The sequence below is a fragment of the Paraburkholderia youngii genome (assembly GCF_013366925.1).
GTDB classification, from domain to species: Bacteria; Pseudomonadota; Gammaproteobacteria; order Burkholderiales; family Burkholderiaceae; genus Paraburkholderia; species Paraburkholderia youngii.
The window spans coordinates 3256845-3272437 of the sequence record NZ_JAALDK010000001.1; the positions used below are offsets into that span (position 1 = coordinate 3256845).

A 15593-nucleotide genomic window follows, 5' to 3' on the forward strand; every position below is an offset into this window, starting at 1 on the left:
GAGGCGAGCAACACCTGCCTCATCAATACCGCTCGGCCACATATTTAAACGGATAGTCTGGTTCCTTATAGCCGTCCGGCTTTTGCCGTTTCGGCAACGAGACTTTCTTGCGGGCCGACTGCTTATACGGAATCCTCTGAAGCATGTCGCTGATGATGTTCAGCCGCGCGCGCCGCTTGTCGTTCGAGTTCGCCAGGTACCACGAAGCGAAGTCGGTGTCCGACGCCGCGAGCATCTCATCGCGGGCGCGCGAGTAGTCATACCATCGGCTATAGGATTTCAGGTCCATGTCGGTCAGCTTCCAGAGCTTGCGGCCGTCGTTGATGCGTGCTTCGAGCCGGCGAGTCTGTTCCTCGGGGCTGACCTCCAGCCAGTATTTGAGCAGGATGATCCCGGAATGAACGATCGCCCGCTCGACGAGCGGCACCGCCTTGAAGAAGCTTTGCACGTCGTCCTCGGAGCAAAAGCCCATCACGCGCTCCACGCCCGCGCGGTTGTACCAGCTACGGTCGAAGATGACGACCTCGCCCGCGGCCGGCAAATGCGGCACGTAGCGCTGCATATACATCTGGCTTTTTTCGCGTTCGCTCGGCGCCGGAAGCGCGACCACGCGGAACACGCGCGGACTGACGCGCTCGGTCATCGCCTTGATCGTGCCGCCTTTGCCCGCGCCGTCACGACCCTCGAAGACGATGCAGATCTTCGCTCCCGTTTGCACGACCCATTCCTGCAGCTTGACGAGCTCGACATGCAGATCGAACAACGCCTTGCGATACTCCTTGTACGACAGCGACCTGTCTTTCTCGGGCTGCCCGTTTTCCGACTTCGTTCTGGTCATACTCTTCTCCCCAGCGCGGACTGTTCCAGGGTACTGCGCAATGATCCATTCCCAAGGTAGAGCGCGGCGCGAAGCAGGGCCATACGACCTTGGTCCAATATCGTCGGTACAGGGCGCGCTGTATGCTCTGGGCGTTTGCTCGCGCGAGCCCGATCCGACTGTCCTCGCGGTACCTCGTCCATATGCCGGCAAGGCGCGCGGGATAGTTCGACGCCATCGCCACGGGAGGCCTCATGGATGCCACCGGTCACACGGAGCGGGAAAACGTCGGCGATAGGGAGCCGGTCCTCGATGTCGTCGATCGAGTGTGCGAGTTATGTTTCGGCCTCTTCATGGCGCTGACCTTCGTCGGTACCGTCTCGGCCGTCGGCGCGAGTGCGGACGCGGGGCACAAAATGTTCTACACCGCGCTCGGCTGCAATCTTGCCTGGGGTCTCGCGGACGCGGTGATGTACCTCGTGCGTACGCTGGTGTCTCGCGGCAGACGTATGACGGTTGCGCATTCCGTGCGAAGTGAGCCGGATGCGGCCGCGGGCGTTCGGGCGCTTCGCGATGCGATGGCGGCATGGCTCAAGCCGTTGATCGGCGACACGGAGCTCGAGTCCATCCGCAGGCGTGTTGCCGCGCGTCCGGATTTGCCGCAGCGTGCAGTATTCGTTCGCGACGATTTCATCGGCGCCGCGGCTATCTTCGTGCTCGTGGTTGCCGCGACGTTCCCGGTCGCGTTGCCCTTCGTGCTGTTCACGCACGTGCCGACGGCGCTGATCGTCTCTCGCGTATTGACCATCGTGATGTTATTCGGCAGCGGCGTGGCGCTGGGCCATTACGCGGGATTTCGCGGCTGGCACGCCGGCCTTGCGATGGCGGTGGTCGGCGTGCTGCTGACCATGGCGATCATCGCGCTCGGCGGATGATCGATGAGCTCTGGCTTCGCGTTTCGCCCAGCATCCACACTGCGCTACCTGTAAGACCAAGGTCCGATTCCGCAGCGGTTTCAGCGTGACATCATGTATCTGCAAGCGTTGTAGTCGTCGCTCCGGTAACTTAAGAGCGACGCTTCCAATGCTCGCTACATGCGCTCGGAAGATCGACGCGCGGCGGTGGCATTGATGGTTCCTTGGGCGGCTATGCCGCTTCACGGCAGAGAAAAAAGATCGAGGCTTCCAGACATCACGACTGGCGACTCGGATCGTAACCAGAACGGAGTCGAAAGTGAACAGACGGAACTTTGTGCACACGCTCGCGCTAACATCCATGGCAGCGAGTCTGGCTTTGGCGGGTTGCACGACGACAGGAGGCAGTGGCGAAAGCGCCACTACCGACGCCGCCAAACGGCAGGAGATCGACGCGGCCGTGAACGGTGCGCTGTCGAAATTGTTCGATACGGTGCAAGGCTCGCACGAGCTCGTATCGAAAGCGCAGGGCGTGCTGGTGTTTCCTTCGGTGAAGAAGGCAGCGTTTATCGTCGGTGGCGAGTACGGTGAAGGCGCATTGCGCGTCGGCGGAGCGACGGTCGGCTATTACAGTACCGCCGCGGCTTCGTTCGGATTGCAGGCCGGCGCGCAGTCGACCGCCGTGTTCTTCCTGTTCATGACGCAGGCTTCGCTCGACAAATTCCGCAACTCGAAGGGCTGGTCGGCGGGCGCCGATGCGTCGGTTTCGCTGCTGAAAGTCGGGGCTAACGGCGCGATCGATACCTCGTCGGCGACCGCCGAGGTCGTGGCGATGGTCTTGACCAATGCGGGCTTGATGGCCGACGTGTCGGTGGCCGGCACCAAGGTTACGCGTCTGAATCTGTAACCGGACGCGGCAAGCAGCGCCATTCGATCGATCGTCATGACGCCGTCACCCGGCGGCGCGTCGCATGCTTTGGTACGGCGACGCGCCAGCATGGTTTTTGGCGGACCCACCTCAGCCGGCCTCCCTATCATCCTTCCCGTTGTTCTCACGAAACGCTGCGAGCCAGCTGCGCTCGCGGCTCCCGGCGACGCCGCCTTTGATCTGCACTGACCAAAGACGAAACCGAAACTCGGGTTCCTCATCTTCCTGGCATAGATTTATTTTTCGCGGTTGATGAAAGCAGATATTCACCGCGTGGAATATCGGGATAAAAGCTTGACTTGCGTCAAAAACATATTTCCGGGAGATTAACTAAATTGCAGAATTGGCGTTGGGCCTGCCCGCTGGCTCTTTAATTCGCACTGCATGAAAACTTTACCGTTGAAGTTTCCATTTGAAAGCGCTATCGCCCAGAGTGAAAGCATTGCGGCTCCAAACGGCGACGTTGCTGGTTTGCTAACCTTGTGCGCGTGTGGATGGGCCGACACTCCGGGCCAGCAATAATTAACTGCCTAACAAACTGGGTCGCCATCTGCCGGTTGATGGCGGACAATGCAAAAAACCATTGAGTAGTTTCCCGAGTAAGTTGCATAAATTACGGTCTCCTGTCGGTAATTGATTCTGGATATCCTATACTGACTTCCAGCACCAGACGTGCGAAGTACCGATTGTGAAGTCGATTATTTGGTTCGAAGCCCAACGATAAAGACGTCGCAGTTGTACGGAATCCGTTCGCACTGGACCCGGAGGTGCCAATGATTAATCTGATCGTGCATGGCAGACACCTGGCGATCGGGGTAGCGGGAATCCTCACGGCGCTGCACGCGCAACCGCGCCACATGGGTCAAAGCAACCCGTCGCAGATCGACAATGCGCGCAACGACGGTCCTCCGCTATCCGGGCATGACCGTTCCAGACAGTCTTCACCCAGGCATCATCGGTTTCAGACCGCTCGAAATATCACCGGCGTGTCGAGCCGGCAGAGTCCCCGCGATACCTGCGAGCCGCCGTCCGGCTTGCCGGCATGGCGGCGCTATGTCGCCGCCTGCTCGTCATGGTTGCGAGGCGAAGGCGATAGCGGCACGCGGCGCATGCTCGACGCGAGAGTGCCGCTGTGCGAGACGCTCGAAATGTTGCCGGTGCCGATCGTCACGATCGATCAGCGCGACCAGATCATTTTCGCGAACGCGCGGGCGGCGCAACTGTTCGGCTACACGAGCGAAGAGCTGGTCGGCGCGCCGAGCGCCAGGCTGTTTCCGATCGACGGCTTCAACGCCGATCGGTCGAGTCGAGGCAATCGTGGCGCGAAGCTGCAACTCGGCGTCACGACCACGCAGAGTCTGATCGCGCGGCGGCGCGATGGCGGCGGCTTTCACGCGGAGGCGGAGACCACCCGATGCCGCGTGCACGATCAGGAATTGCGGATCACCGCGATATCGGATTGCAGTGCGTGCGGCGAAGTCGATGGAAATACGAGGGATCTCGCGCACCTCGCGCGCGTTTCTTCGTTGGGCGAACTCGCCGGATCGCTCGCACACGAGTTGAAGCAGCCGCTTACCGCGATCCTCTTCAACGCGCAGGCCGCACGCAAATTCCTGGATTCGGAGACCACCAACGTCGTGGAGCTGCGCGAAGCGCTCGAAGACATCGTGGCCGACAATTGCCGCGCGAACGACGTGCTGCAGAAGATCCGCGCCCTGGTGCGCAAAGGCGATGTCGAGTTGCAGTTGCTGGACGCCGGCAACGTCGTGCGCGACACCGCGATGCTCGTGCATAGCGATGCGTTGACACGCGGCGTGCACACGAGCTTCGACATCCCGGAGAATCTGGCGCTGATTTGCGGCGACAAGGTTCAGCTTCAGCAGGTGATCCTGAACCTGCTGCTGAATGCTTTCGACGCGGTCAAGGCTTGCCCTGCCGCGGAGCGCCGCGTCGAAACGACGGTGCGCGAGGAAGCGGACGGGCTGATACGGATAACGGTAAAAGATTGCGGCCAGGGCCTCGACGTCGACAGCATGGAAAGGATTTTCCGGCCATTTTTCACCACCAAACCGCAGGGGCTCGGGCTGGGCCTGTCGATCAGCCGCACGATCGTCACGGCGCACCGCGGCCGGCTGTGGGCGGAAAACAACGAGGGCAAAGGGGCATCGTTTCACGTCACGCTTCCCGTCGCGACCGATATCCGACAGAGACTCGTGCCCTGATCATCATGAACCAGACCAACACTCGCGTCTTCATCGTCGACGACGACGGCAGCGTGCGCAGCGCGCTCGCCCGCTTGCTGCGCGCGTCCGGCTACCAGGTCGAATGCTTCGACAGTCCCGAGGCCTTTCTCGAACGAGCCGATTTGACGAGCATGCCGGCCTGCCTCGTTCTCGATCTGCAGATGCCGGGCATGACGGGACTCGAAGTGCAGCGCAAGCTCGATCAGCTGCTGCCGATTGTCTTTCTGACCGGCCACGGCGACATCGGCTCGAGCGTCGACGCGATGAAAGGCGGAGCCGTCGACTTCCTGCCCAAGCCGGTGCGCGACTCGCTGTTGCTCGCCGCGGTGGATCGCGCGCTCGCGCGCGCATGCGTGGAAAGCAGGCGCCGCCACGAACGCGAGGAAATAGAAGAGCGCATGCGGCATCTGACCCGCCGCGAGCGCGAAGTGATGGAGCTCGTCGTGACCGGCCGTCTGAACAAACAGGTTGCGAGCGATCTGGGCGCGGCCGAAAAAACGATCAAGATTCATCGGGCCCGCGTGATGGAGAAGATGAAGGCCCGATCGATCGTCGAACTCGTTCATCTGCTGCGAAAGGGCGGCTTTTGTACGGCCGACGAAGAATAATCGCCCGGCTCCCGCGTTGCGCCGCCACTTTCAGCGGCGCTGACCGACACCGCTAGTGGACCAAAGTCTTATATCTCATTGGGGTTTCAACCAGTACGCTAAGGCATCAGAGGTCCCCTTTCCGGAGCGGCCGCGCGTTCGCGTTGTCATATGGTCAACCCTAACCAATTCGTTGCGGTGGTCGACGATGACGAGTCGGTGTGCCGAGCTATCAAGCGTTTGCTGCATTCCGAAGGTATCAGGGCGGAGACGTTTTGCAGCGGTGACGAGTTCTTGAATGCGCTTGCGGCAATTCCGTCGTATCGGCCTGCCTGCGTGATTCTGGACGTCCAGATGCCGGGAACCAACGGCCTGGAAGTCCAGCGTCAGCTCGCGCAAATGGGGGTGCCGGTCATCATGATTACCGCCTACGAAGATATCTCCGTCCGCCAGGCCGCGCTCGCGGCCGGCGCGGCCGCGTATCTGCGCAAGCCTTTCACCAGCGCGATTCTGTTCAAGGCGGTCGAGGTGGCCATCGGCGGTCCGCCGCCGACACCCTGAACGCGCGCCTTCGCACCAGAAGATATGAGACCAAGGTCCGATTGCCGCCGTTTCTTCGGATCACCAAACTGAACTCAATCCAAGCGTCGAACCGAACGCCGGCTGCGCCGCGCGGAGCGCGGCAGCGTTCAAGGATAAGAGCGGGAGCGCAAGTGATGAAATCAATTTCGGTTTGTCTCGCGATTCTTCTCGGTACCGCTGCGATGCAGGTGGGCGCGGCGGACTTCGACGGCAGCAAGCGGCTGATGTGCGCGACGATCGACGCGCACGCCTGCGATCCAGGGATCGCTTGCACGCGCGCGTTGCCCGCGGATCTCGGTCTGCCGAAATTCCTCACGCTCGACTTCGACAAACGCGCGGTCGTCGGCCCCGCGCACACGACGCCGATGCTCTCGGTTACCAAAGAGGCGGATCAGCTCGTGATGCTTGGCAATGAAATGGGCTTTGGCTGGACGCTGGCCGTCGATTCGACGGACGGCGAGATGACGCTGATGATCGCGAACAGAAACGATGCCTTCGTGCTGTTCGGCAACTGCACGCCTTTGTAATCAGGCGGAGTGCGCGATGAAAACCGTACCCGTGTGTTTGGCCTCGCCGCGGCCGGATTCTCGCGGCCCTCTCCCGTTGCTCGCCGTCGTCGCGGCACTGACGCTGCTCACGCTGCTCGCGTCGTGCAAGAAGGAAGCGCCACCGCAGGTGGCCGCCGTGCCGGAAGTGACCGTGATGACGGTGGTCCAGCAGGACACGCCGGTCGACTTCGAATTCACCGCGCAAACCCAGAGTTCGCGCGAAGTCGAGATCCGCTCGCGGGTGGACGGCTTTCTCGACAAGCGCATGTACACCGAAGGCACGTTGGTCAAGACGGGACAGACGCTGTTCCAGATGGACCGCAAGCCGTTCGAGGCCGCGCTGCAGACCGCGAAAGGGCAACTGGCCCAGCAGCAGGCGCGTCTCGAAGTCGCCAAGGCCAATCTCGCGCGCGTGCAACCATTGGCGGCGCAGAACGCGTTGAGCAAGAAGGATCTCGACGACGCTGTCGGCAACGAGAAGCAAAGCGCCGCGGCGGTGTTCGCCGCGCAGGGCGAAGTCGATACCGCGCAGCTGAACCTCGGCTACACCACGATCAAGTCTCCGCTGAACGGGCTGTCGAGCTTCGCGCGTCAGCAGGATGGCAGCTACGTGACGGCAACCGGCAACAGCAGCTTGCTGACCTACGTGTACCAGCTCGACCCGATGTGGGTGAACTTCAGCATTTCCGAGAACGAGATGCTGAAGTACCGCGACGAAATCGCGGCCGGACGGCTGCGCTTTCCGCCGAACAACAATTTCTCCGTACATCTGATTCTCGCCGACGGCACGCCTTATGCCGAGCAGGGCCAGATCGACTTCGCGAACCCTGCGTTCAACACGGAAACGGGAACCTTCCTCGTGCGCGCGACCTTTGCGAACCCGAAATACACCTTGCGTCCGGGGCAGTTCGTGAAGGCCCGCGTCGGCGGTGCGATCCGGCCCAACGCGACGCTGGTGCCGCAGCGCGCGGTGTTGCAGGGCGCGAAGAGTCACTTCGTGTGGGTCGTGGGTAACGATGCGAAGGCGCATCAGCGGGTCATCGAAGTCGGCGAGTGGCAGGGCGACAACTGGTTCGTGTCCGATGGACTGAAGGCGGGCGAGCGCATCGTCGTGGATGGCGCGCTGCGCGTCACCGCGGATTCGCAGCTGAAGATCGTCAAGGAGCTGCCGCCGGCCAAGGACTCGGCGGCCGTGGCGACGGCTGCATCGCAAAGTGGCGCGGCGGCGGCGCCCGCCGCCGAGTGACGGGGCGCCCACATGAATATCTCGCGCTACTGCATCGACCGGCCGATTTTCGCGTCGGTCATCTCGATCGTCATCACGCTCGGCGGCGCGATTGCGATGTTCGCGCTGCCGGTCGCGCAATACCCGGACGTCACGCCGCCGCAGATCACCGTGTCCGCGACTTACCCGGGCGCGAGCGCCGAGGTCGTCGCGAACAACGTCGCTGCGCCGATCGAGCAGCAGGTCAACGGCGCGGACAACATGATCTACATGAACTCGTCCAGTTCGTCGACCGGCAGTTTTACGCTCAACGTGTTCTTCAACATCGGCACGAATCCCGAACTGGCCCAGGTCGACGTGCAGAACCGCGTGAATCTCGCGCTGCCTCAACTGCCGAGCTCGGTGCAGTCACAGGGCGTCCAGGTCCAGAAGAAGTCGTCGGCGTTCATGATGGTGATCGCGGTCTATTCGCCCACCGACCGCTACGACGCGACCTATATCGCGAACTTCACCAACATCTACGTACTCGACGCGATCAAGCGGATTCCCGGCGCGAACCAGTCGTCCATATTCGGTAATCCAGACTACGCGATGCGAATATGGTTGAAGCCGGATCGAATGGCGCAACTGGGCGTGACGGCCGCCGACGTGCAGAAGGTCGTCGCGAACCAGAACCAGCAGTTCGCGGTCGGCAGCATCGGGCAGTCGCCAACGGGCTCGGCGGTGCAGCAGTCGTTCGCGGTCACGACCACGGGGCGCCTCGCCGAGCCGTCGCAGTTCGACAACATCATCGTGCGCGCGGCGAGCGGCGGCGCGGCGATCGTGCGCCTGAAGGACATCGGCCGCGCCGAGCTGGGCCAGAAGGACTACTCGATTCGCAGCCGCTTCCAGGGCAAGCCGGCCACGGTGTTGGCCGTGTATCAGCAGCCGGGCGCCAATGCGCTCGAAGTGTCGAAGCAGGTGCGCAAGACGCTCGCGGAGCTGAAGAAGTCGTTTCCGGAAGGCATGACCTACGAGATCGCGATGGACACGACCGAGTTTACGCGGGCGTCGATCTCGGACGTGATCCACACGTTCTTCGAAGCGCTGGTGCTCGTCGTGATCGTCGTGTTCGTGTTCCTGCAAAGTCTGCGTGCCACGCTGATTCCGATCGTCGCGGTGCCGGTGTCGATCGTCGGCACCTGCATGTTCATGCTGCTGGTCGGCTTTTCGATCAACATGCTGACCCTGTTCGGCATGGTGCTCGCGATCGGCATCGTCGTCGACGATGCGATCGTGGTGATCGAGAACGTCGAGCGCAACATGACGGTGCACAAGCTGTCGCCGAAAGAAGCCGCGAAAATGGCCATGGACGAAGTCGCCGGACCGGTCGTGGCGATCGTGCTGGTGCTGTGCGCGGTGTTCGTGCCGGTTGCGTTTCTCGGTGGCATCACCGGGCAGTTGTACAAGCAGTTCGCGATCACGATCGCGATTTCGGTGGTGCTGTCCGGCATCGTCGCGCTGACCTTGTCGCCGGCGCTCGCCGCGTTGCTGCTCAAGAGCGCGCACCACGAGAAAAAGGGCTTTTTCCGCTGGTTCGACAATCAGTTCGCCCGCATGACGGCGGGCTATACGCGCGCGGTCAAAGTCGTCATCAAGCGCTGCATCATGGGGCTCGTGTTCTTCGTCGCGTTGATCGCGCTCTCGGTGCTGATGGTGCGCTCGATTCCGTCCGCGTTCCTGCCGCCCGAGGACCAGGGCTATCTGCTCGGCGCGGTCATCATGCCGGACGCCGCGAGCCTCGACCGCACCGGCCAGGTATCGCAACGCGTCACCGACTACTTCAAGGAGCGAGACGGGGTGGGCAGCATCACCACGATCGATGGGTTCAGCCTGCTCGACAGTCAGAACAAGAACAATGCCGGCACATTCTTCGTCGGTCTGAAGAGCTTCGACGAACGCTACACGCGGGCCAACATCAGGACGCAGAATGCGCGCGCGCTTCTGCTCGACGCGTATAAGTACTTCTCGAACGTGCAGGAGGGCATCGTACTGCCGGTCAATCCGCCGTCGATTCCGGGGCTCGGCACGACGGGCGGCACGGAGGTGTGGATCCAGAGCAAGGGTGACGGGAACATCTCGCAGCTCGCGGGCGTGGTCGATCAGTTTTTACAGAGAGCGCGGGCGCGCAAGGAACTGACTCGCGTGACGTCGACATTCAATGCGTCGTCGCAGCAACTGATGGTCAACGTCGATCGCGACAAGTCGGAGACGCTCGGCGTGCCGGTCGAAGACGTCTATAGCGCGATGCAGACGATGTTCGGCTCGCTATATGTGTCGCAGTTCAACCGCGCGGCCCGGCTGTGGCAGGTGATCCTGCAGGCGGAGCCGTCATATCGCCTGAAGCCGACCGATCTCGATCAGATCTTCGTGCGCAGCACCAACGGCACGATGGTGCCGATCAAGGCGTTGGCGACCTACCGCTATGTGACGGGCCCCGACCTCGTCACCCGCTTCAATAACTTCCCGGCCGTCAAGGTCACGGCGAATGCCGCGCCGGGCTATAGCTCCGGGCAGGTGATCTCCACGCTCGAAGAGCTCGCCGCGCAGATGCCGGACGGCTACGACGTCGCGTGGAGCGGCGAAGCGTTCGAAGAGCGGCAGTCGGGCGGCACCTCCGGTCTCGTGTTCGTATTCGGTCTCGTGATGGTGTTCCTGATCCTCGCCGCGCAGTACGAGAAATGGACGCTGCCGTTCGGCGTGCTGATGGCGGTGCCGTTCGCCCTCTTCGGCGCGCTGCTCGCGATCATGCTGCGCGGGCTGTCCAACGACGTCTACTTCCAGATCGGGCTGACGATGCTGGTCGCGCTCGCCGCGAAGAACGCGATCCTGATCTTCGAATTCGCGGTGCTCAACCGCGAGGGCGGCGCATCGGTCCTCGACGCGACGATGACCGCCGCGGAAGAACGGCTGCGTCCGATCGTGATGACCTCGCTCGCGTTCATTCTCGGCTGCGTGCCGCTCGCGATCGCGACGGGCGCATCGGCGAACAGCCGCCATTCGATCGGTACCGGTGTGATCGGCGGGATGCTGGGCGCCACGGCGATCGCGGTGTTCTTCATCCCGATGTTCTATTACCTGCTCGAATCGATGTCGTCGCGCTCGAAGGGAGGCAAAAAGTCGAAGCCGGACGCGCAGCACAGTGGCGGCGCGGGACGGGAGCCCTCGGCGGTGGCCGGGCCCGGTGCGTCGAGCGAGGCGCCGTCCGCGCCGCGGCAAGGTGAATGACATGCGTGGCACGGCACCGACCCGTCTGCTCGCCTGCGTCATGCTGCTCGCGCTGAGCGGATGCCTGCTAGGCCCCAACTACCAACGCCCGGCGGTCGAGGTGCCAGCCACCTATCGTTTCGCCCAGGGCGAGGCCGCGGGCATCGCCAACGCCGTATGGTGGGAGCAGTTTCAGGACCCAGTGCTCGATCAGCTGATCGCCACCGCGCTGCAGGACAACCGCGACGTGAAGGTCGCGGCCGCCCGGGTCGACGAGTTTCGCGGGATGTTCGTGACCACGCGTTCCGGGCTGTTCCCGCAAGTCTCGGCAGGCGCCGAGGCGTCGCGCCAACGCGTCTCGCAGGTCGAAGCCGTGACGGTGCCCAAGGGCGTGAGCCCCGTCTACAACCAGTTCGAAGCGACCCTGGCGGTGTCCTGGGAACTCGATCTGTTCGGCAAGGTGCGCCGCGAAACCGAGGCGGCGCGCGCGAATCTGCTCGCCAGTGAAGAGGGCCGCCGCGCGACGATTCTGACGCTGGTCAGCTCGGTCGCCTCGGCCTATATCAATCTGCGCAGTCTGGACCGGCAGCTCGAGATCGCGAAGGAGACCGTGCAAAGCCGCGCGGAATCGGTGCGCGTGTTCGAGGCGCGTTTCCGCTACGGCGAGGTCTCGCAGATGGAACTCGCGCAAAGCCAGTCGGAGTATCAAGCCGCGCAGGTCACGGTTCCGCAGCTCGAAGCGCAGATCGGCCAGCAGGAAGACGCGTTGTCGGTGTTGATCGGCAGGAATCCCGGCGCGATTCTGCGCGGCCGTGAGCTGGCGCAGATGGGCACGCCGCCGATTCCCGCGGGGCTGCCGTCCGAACTGCTCGAACGCCGTCCCGATCTGCTGGAGGCCGAGCAGACGCTGGTCGCGCAAAACGCGCTGATCGGCGCGGCGCGCGCGTTGTACTTCCCGTCGATTTCGCTGACCGGGCTGTTCGGTTCGGTCAGCGCGCAGTTCTCGAATCTGTTCACCGGGCCGGCGCGCGCGTGGTCGTTTGCGGGCAGCGTCACGCAGCCGATCTTCACGGCGGGCAACATCACCGGCCAGGTGCATCAGGCCGAAGCGCGCCAGCAGGAAGCGCTGTACTCGTATGAAAAGGCGATCCAGGTGGCGTTTCAGGAGGTCGAGGACTCGTTGCTCTCCGTGCAGAAGACACATCAGGCACTCGATGCGCAAAACCTTCAGGTCGAAGCGCTGGTCACGTATGCGCACCTCGCGAGGCAGCGTTACGAAGGCGGCTATACGAGCTATATCGAAGTGCTCGATGCGGAGCGCAGCCTGTTCAACGCGCAATTGAGCTATGCGCAGACCCAAGGCGCGGTGCTGGCCTCGTACGTCACGCTCTACAAGGCGACGGGCGGCGGCTGGGTGGCCGAGGCGGAAAAAATGACTGCACCGCCGGCCGCGCCGCAAGCGTCGCCAGCGATGGCGCCGGCCTCGCAGAACTTGACCGCGCCGGGTGGAACGTCGGGTGCAGTGGAGGCGGCGAGATGACGGGCAACGAGCTGATCGCGTGCGAAGAGTGCGACCTGCTTCAGCTCGGCGCGCCGCCCGCCGCCGGCAATGCGTTGCGCTGCCAGCGTTGCCGCGCGGAGCTCAGGCGCGGACGCTCGAACGGGCCCGAGTATGCGCTCGCATTCTCGTGCGCGTCGGCGGTGCTGCTCGTGATCTCGAACGCGTTTCCGATCGTCGGTCTGTCGCTGAACGGCAATCTCGTGCAGACGACGCTCGCGGGTTCGGTGCGCATGCTGTACACCCACGGCGCGTGGCCGCTCGCGTTGCTGGTCGGCCTCACGACGATCGTCACGCCGGTGCTGCAAACCGCGGCGATGCTGTGGCTGCTGCTGCCGCTGCACTTCGGGCGCGCACCGTGGCGCCCGGTCGAGTTCTTTCGCGTGTTTCAGCTCGCGCGGCCGTGGGGCATGACCGAGGTGCTGATCCTCGGTCTGCTGGTCGCGCTGGTCAAGCTCGCGCATATCGCGAAGGTGGTGCCGGGCACCGCGCTGTGGTCGTTCATCGCGCTGATGCTGCTGCTCGCGGCCGCGGCGGCGACGTTCGATCCGCGCGAGGTGTGGTCGCGAATCACGGCGGCGCGTGGCGCGCAAGCTTGGCAATTGCCGCCGATCCGCGTGCGCCGCAACGCCATCACGGCGGCTGCCTACGGGCTCGTGCTGTGCGAAGAATGCGGCCTGCTGCTCAAGCAGCCCGGCGGCGCGGGCAAGCATGTCTGCCCGCGCTGCAAGGCGCCGTTGCACCAGCGCAAGCCCGCGAGCCTGTCGCGGACCTGGGCGTATCTGGTCGCCGCGATGGTGCTCTATATTCCGGCCAACGTGCTGCCCGTGATGGACACGAGTTCGCTGTTCGGTTCGCAGAAGGACACGATCCTGAGCGGCGTGGTCTATCTGTGGGTATCGGGCTCATGGCCGCTCGCGGTGCTCGTATTCATCGCGAGCATTGCGGTACCGATGCTGAAGATTCTCGGCATCGGCTATCTCGCGTTGTCCACGCAGCTTCGTTGGCAATGGCTACCCGGGCAGCGCACGCGGATCTATCGGCTGATCGAGCTGATCGGGCGCTGGTCGATGCTCGATATCTACGTGATCACGATGCTGGTCGCGCTGGTGCAGTTCCAGGCGCTCGCGACGATCAAGGCCGGCCCGGCGGCGGTCGCGTTCGGCGCGGTCGTCGTGCTGACCTTGCTCGCCGCGATGGCCTTCGATCCGCGCCTGATGTGGGACGCTATGGAGACCGAACGTGTCCACTCCGACTGAAGAGCCCGAGCTGCCCGCCGCCGAGCCGGTACCGCGCTCGCGCTGGCGGATGCAACTGGTCTGGCTCGTGCCGATCGTCGCGATCCTGATCGGCGGTTGGCTCGCGGTGAAGGCGGTGATGGAGCGCGGCGAGCAGATCAGCATCAGCTTCAAGACCGGTGACGGTCTCGAAGCAGGCAAGACGAAGCTCAAGTTCAAGGACGTCGACATCGGCGTGGTCGAAGCGGTATCGCTGACGCCGGATCACAAGCGCGTGGTGGCCAAGGCCGAGGTGACGCGTGACGTGTCGGACCTGCTCGTCGACAACACGCGCTTCTGGGTCGTGCGTCCGCGCATTTCGGGCGGCACGGTGTCGGGGCTCGGCACGCTGCTGTCGGGCTCGTATATCGACGTCGATGTCGGCAATTCGCCGAAAGCGCGCCGCAGCTTCGTCGGCCTCGAGGAGCCGCCCGCGATCGCGAGCGACGTGCCGGGGCAGGAGTACACGTTGCACGGAGTTGGACTCGGCTCGCTCGACGTGGGCACGCCGGTCTTTTTCCGCAGAATCCAGGTGGGCCAGGTCTCGTCGTTCCACCTGGACCCGGACGGCCGTGGCGTCACGGTGAAGGTGTTCGTCAACGCGCCCTATGACCGGTTCGTGAGAACCGACACGCGTTTCTGGCACGCGAGCGGTGTCGACATGTCGTTCGACAGCAACGGCTTGCGCCTCGAAACGCAGTCGATCGTGTCGATCATCATCGGCGGGATCGCGTTCGAATCGCCGCCAGGATCGCAGGTGGAGACGAGCGCCGATAGCGGCACCCGGTTCGAGTTGTACCCGAGGCGCGCCGACGCGATGGAGCAGCACGATCGCATCGTCGACAAGTACGTGGTGAATTTCACCGATTCGGTACGCGGTCTGACGGTCGGCGCGCCCGTCGATTTCCGCGGCGTCGTGATCGGGGAAGTGACGGCGATCTACACGCGCTTCGATCCGAAGACGCGCCAGTTCAGCATTCCGGTCGAAATCAATCTTTATCCGGAGCGGTTCACGTCGCGCTATCGGAACGACGGCGCCGGCGACGGCGGACGGCTTACCGCGGACCCGCGCGCGCTTGCGAACTTCCTCGTCGAGCGCGGGTTGCGCTTCCAGTTGAGAAGCGGCAATCCGCTGACGGGCCAGCTCTATCTCGCGGTGGATTTTTTCCCCGACGCGCCGAAGGCGTCGATCGACTGGAGCAAGACGCCGCCCGAAATGCCCGCGACTCCGCGCACGCTGCAATCGCTGCAGGACTCGGTCTCGCGACTGCTGACCAAGATCAACAACATCCCGTTCGAGGATATCGGCAAAGACGCGCGCTCGACGCTGCGCACCACCAACGCGATGCTCGGGCAGCTTCACACCCAGGTCGTGCCGAAAGCGTTCGACACGCTGCTGTCGGCGCAATCCACGCTCGATTCGGCGAATGCCGCGTTGCAGCCGGACTCGTCGCTGCAGCAGTCGACGGAGGACGCGATGCGTGAACTGACGCGCACCGCGGCGTCGCTGCGCACCTTGGCCGACTATCTGGCGCAGCATCCGGAATCGCTCGTGCGCGGCAAGTCGGAGGGCAAGAAGCCATGACAGATGCGACGGTCCGTTTGTTGCCCCGCTTATTGCCCCGCTTTTCGGCCCGCTTTTCGGCCCGCTTCACGGTCCGCCTCACA

12 protein-coding genes are annotated in these 15593 nt (G+C 63.5%); 11 read left to right on the plus strand and 1 reads right to left on the minus strand.

Features of this window, described 5'->3' with window-relative positions:
• Positions 1 to 22: 22 nt before the first annotated feature.
• Positions 23 to 838 (minus strand): polyphosphate kinase 2, encoded by an 816-nt coding sequence (gene ppk2 / locus G5S42_RS14920; RefSeq protein WP_176107418.1) that lies wholly within the window; start codon positions 836 to 838, stop codon positions 23 to 25.
• Between the two features lie 233 nt (positions 839 to 1071).
• Here ppk2 and G5S42_RS14925 point away from each other — a divergent pair, with 233 nt between their 5' ends.
• The 11 genes from G5S42_RS14925 to G5S42_RS14975 all read left to right on the plus strand — a co-directional run bounded on the left by G5S42_RS14925 (position 1072) and on the right by G5S42_RS14975 (position 15510).
• On the plus strand, positions 1072 to 1752 hold the full coding sequence (locus G5S42_RS14925) for a hypothetical protein (RefSeq protein ID WP_176107419.1): 681 nt from the start codon (positions 1072 to 1074) through the stop codon (positions 1750 to 1752).
• Between the two features lie 298 nt (positions 1753 to 2050).
• A complete protein-coding gene (locus G5S42_RS14930; protein WP_376776876.1) occupies positions 2051 to 2638 on the plus strand; it encodes a BPSL1445 family SYLF domain-containing lipoprotein in 588 nt (195 codons plus the stop codon).
• A 794-nt stretch (positions 2639 to 3432) separates the two neighbouring features.
• Positions 3433 to 4881 carry a PAS domain-containing sensor histidine kinase gene (locus tag G5S42_RS14935; RefSeq protein WP_176107420.1) on the plus strand — a complete coding sequence of 483 codons (1449 nt, stop codon included), beginning with the start codon at positions 3433 to 3435 and terminating at the stop codon, positions 4879 to 4881.
• A gap of 5 nt (positions 4882 to 4886) precedes the next feature.
• Positions 4887 to 5510 carry a response regulator transcription factor gene (locus tag G5S42_RS14940; RefSeq protein WP_176107421.1) on the plus strand — a complete coding sequence of 208 codons (624 nt, stop codon included), beginning with the start codon at positions 4887 to 4889 and terminating at the stop codon, positions 5508 to 5510.
• Positions 5511 to 5660: 150 nt separating this feature from the next.
• The gene (locus G5S42_RS14945) at positions 5661 to 6050 is read left to right on the plus strand and encodes a response regulator transcription factor (RefSeq protein ID WP_013093249.1); all 390 of its coding nucleotides are present in this window, start codon (positions 5661 to 5663) and stop codon (positions 6048 to 6050) included.
• Between the two features lie 155 nt (positions 6051 to 6205).
• Entirely contained in the window at positions 6206 to 6598 is a 393-nt protein-coding gene (locus tag G5S42_RS14950) for a hypothetical protein (protein ID WP_176107422.1), read from the plus strand.
• Between the two features lie 16 nt (positions 6599 to 6614).
• Entirely contained in the window at positions 6615 to 7865 is a 1251-nt protein-coding gene (locus tag G5S42_RS14955) for an efflux RND transporter periplasmic adaptor subunit (RefSeq protein WP_176107423.1), read from the plus strand.
• A gap of 12 nt (positions 7866 to 7877) precedes the next feature.
• Positions 7878 to 11111, plus strand: coding sequence for an efflux RND transporter permease subunit (locus tag G5S42_RS14960; protein WP_176107424.1), 3234 nt, complete (start codon positions 7878 to 7880; stop codon positions 11109 to 11111).
• A gap of 1 nt (position 11112) precedes the next feature.
• Positions 11113 to 12630, plus strand: coding sequence for an efflux transporter outer membrane subunit (locus G5S42_RS14965; protein WP_176107425.1), 1518 nt, complete (start codon positions 11113 to 11115; stop codon positions 12628 to 12630).
• Complete coding sequence (locus tag G5S42_RS14970; RefSeq protein ID WP_176107426.1) at positions 12627 to 13907, plus strand: paraquat-inducible protein A; 1281 nt, start codon at positions 12627 to 12629, stop codon at positions 13905 to 13907. The genes G5S42_RS14965 and G5S42_RS14970 overlap by 4 nt, the downstream gene beginning before the upstream one ends.
• Positions 13891 to 15510, plus strand: a complete 1620-nt coding sequence (locus tag G5S42_RS14975; RefSeq protein WP_176107427.1) for a PqiB family protein — start codon at positions 13891 to 13893, stop codon at positions 15508 to 15510. Before G5S42_RS14970 ends, G5S42_RS14975 begins: the two co-directional genes overlap by 17 nt.
• The last annotated feature ends 83 nt before the right edge of the window (positions 15511 to 15593 follow it).

Excerpts from the sequence above, each read along its gene's own strand:
- ppk2 (WP_176107418.1), bottom strand. The coding sequence starts at position 838 with ATGACCAGAACGAAGTCGGAAAACGGGCAGCCCGAGAAAGACAGGTCG.
- G5S42_RS14925 (WP_176107419.1), top strand. The coding sequence starts at position 1,072 with ATGGATGCCACCGGTCACACGGAGCGGGAAAACGTCGGCGATAGGGAG.
- G5S42_RS14935 (WP_176107420.1), top strand. The coding sequence starts at position 3,433 with ATGATTAATCTGATCGTGCATGGCAGACACCTGGCGATCGGGGTAGCG.
- G5S42_RS14940 (WP_176107421.1), top strand. The coding sequence starts at position 4,887 with ATGAACCAGACCAACACTCGCGTCTTCATCGTCGACGACGACGGCAGC.
- G5S42_RS14945 (WP_013093249.1), top strand. The coding sequence starts at position 5,661 with ATGGTCAACCCTAACCAATTCGTTGCGGTGGTCGACGATGACGAGTCG.
- G5S42_RS14950 (WP_176107422.1), top strand. The coding sequence starts at position 6,206 with ATGAAATCAATTTCGGTTTGTCTCGCGATTCTTCTCGGTACCGCTGCG.
- G5S42_RS14955 (WP_176107423.1), top strand. The coding sequence starts at position 6,615 with ATGAAAACCGTACCCGTGTGTTTGGCCTCGCCGCGGCCGGATTCTCGC.
- G5S42_RS14960 (WP_176107424.1), top strand. The coding sequence starts at position 7,878 with ATGAATATCTCGCGCTACTGCATCGACCGGCCGATTTTCGCGTCGGTC.
- G5S42_RS14965 (WP_176107425.1), top strand. The coding sequence starts at position 11,113 with ATGCGTGGCACGGCACCGACCCGTCTGCTCGCCTGCGTCATGCTGCTC.
- G5S42_RS14970 (WP_176107426.1), top strand. The coding sequence starts at position 12,627 with ATGACGGGCAACGAGCTGATCGCGTGCGAAGAGTGCGACCTGCTTCAG.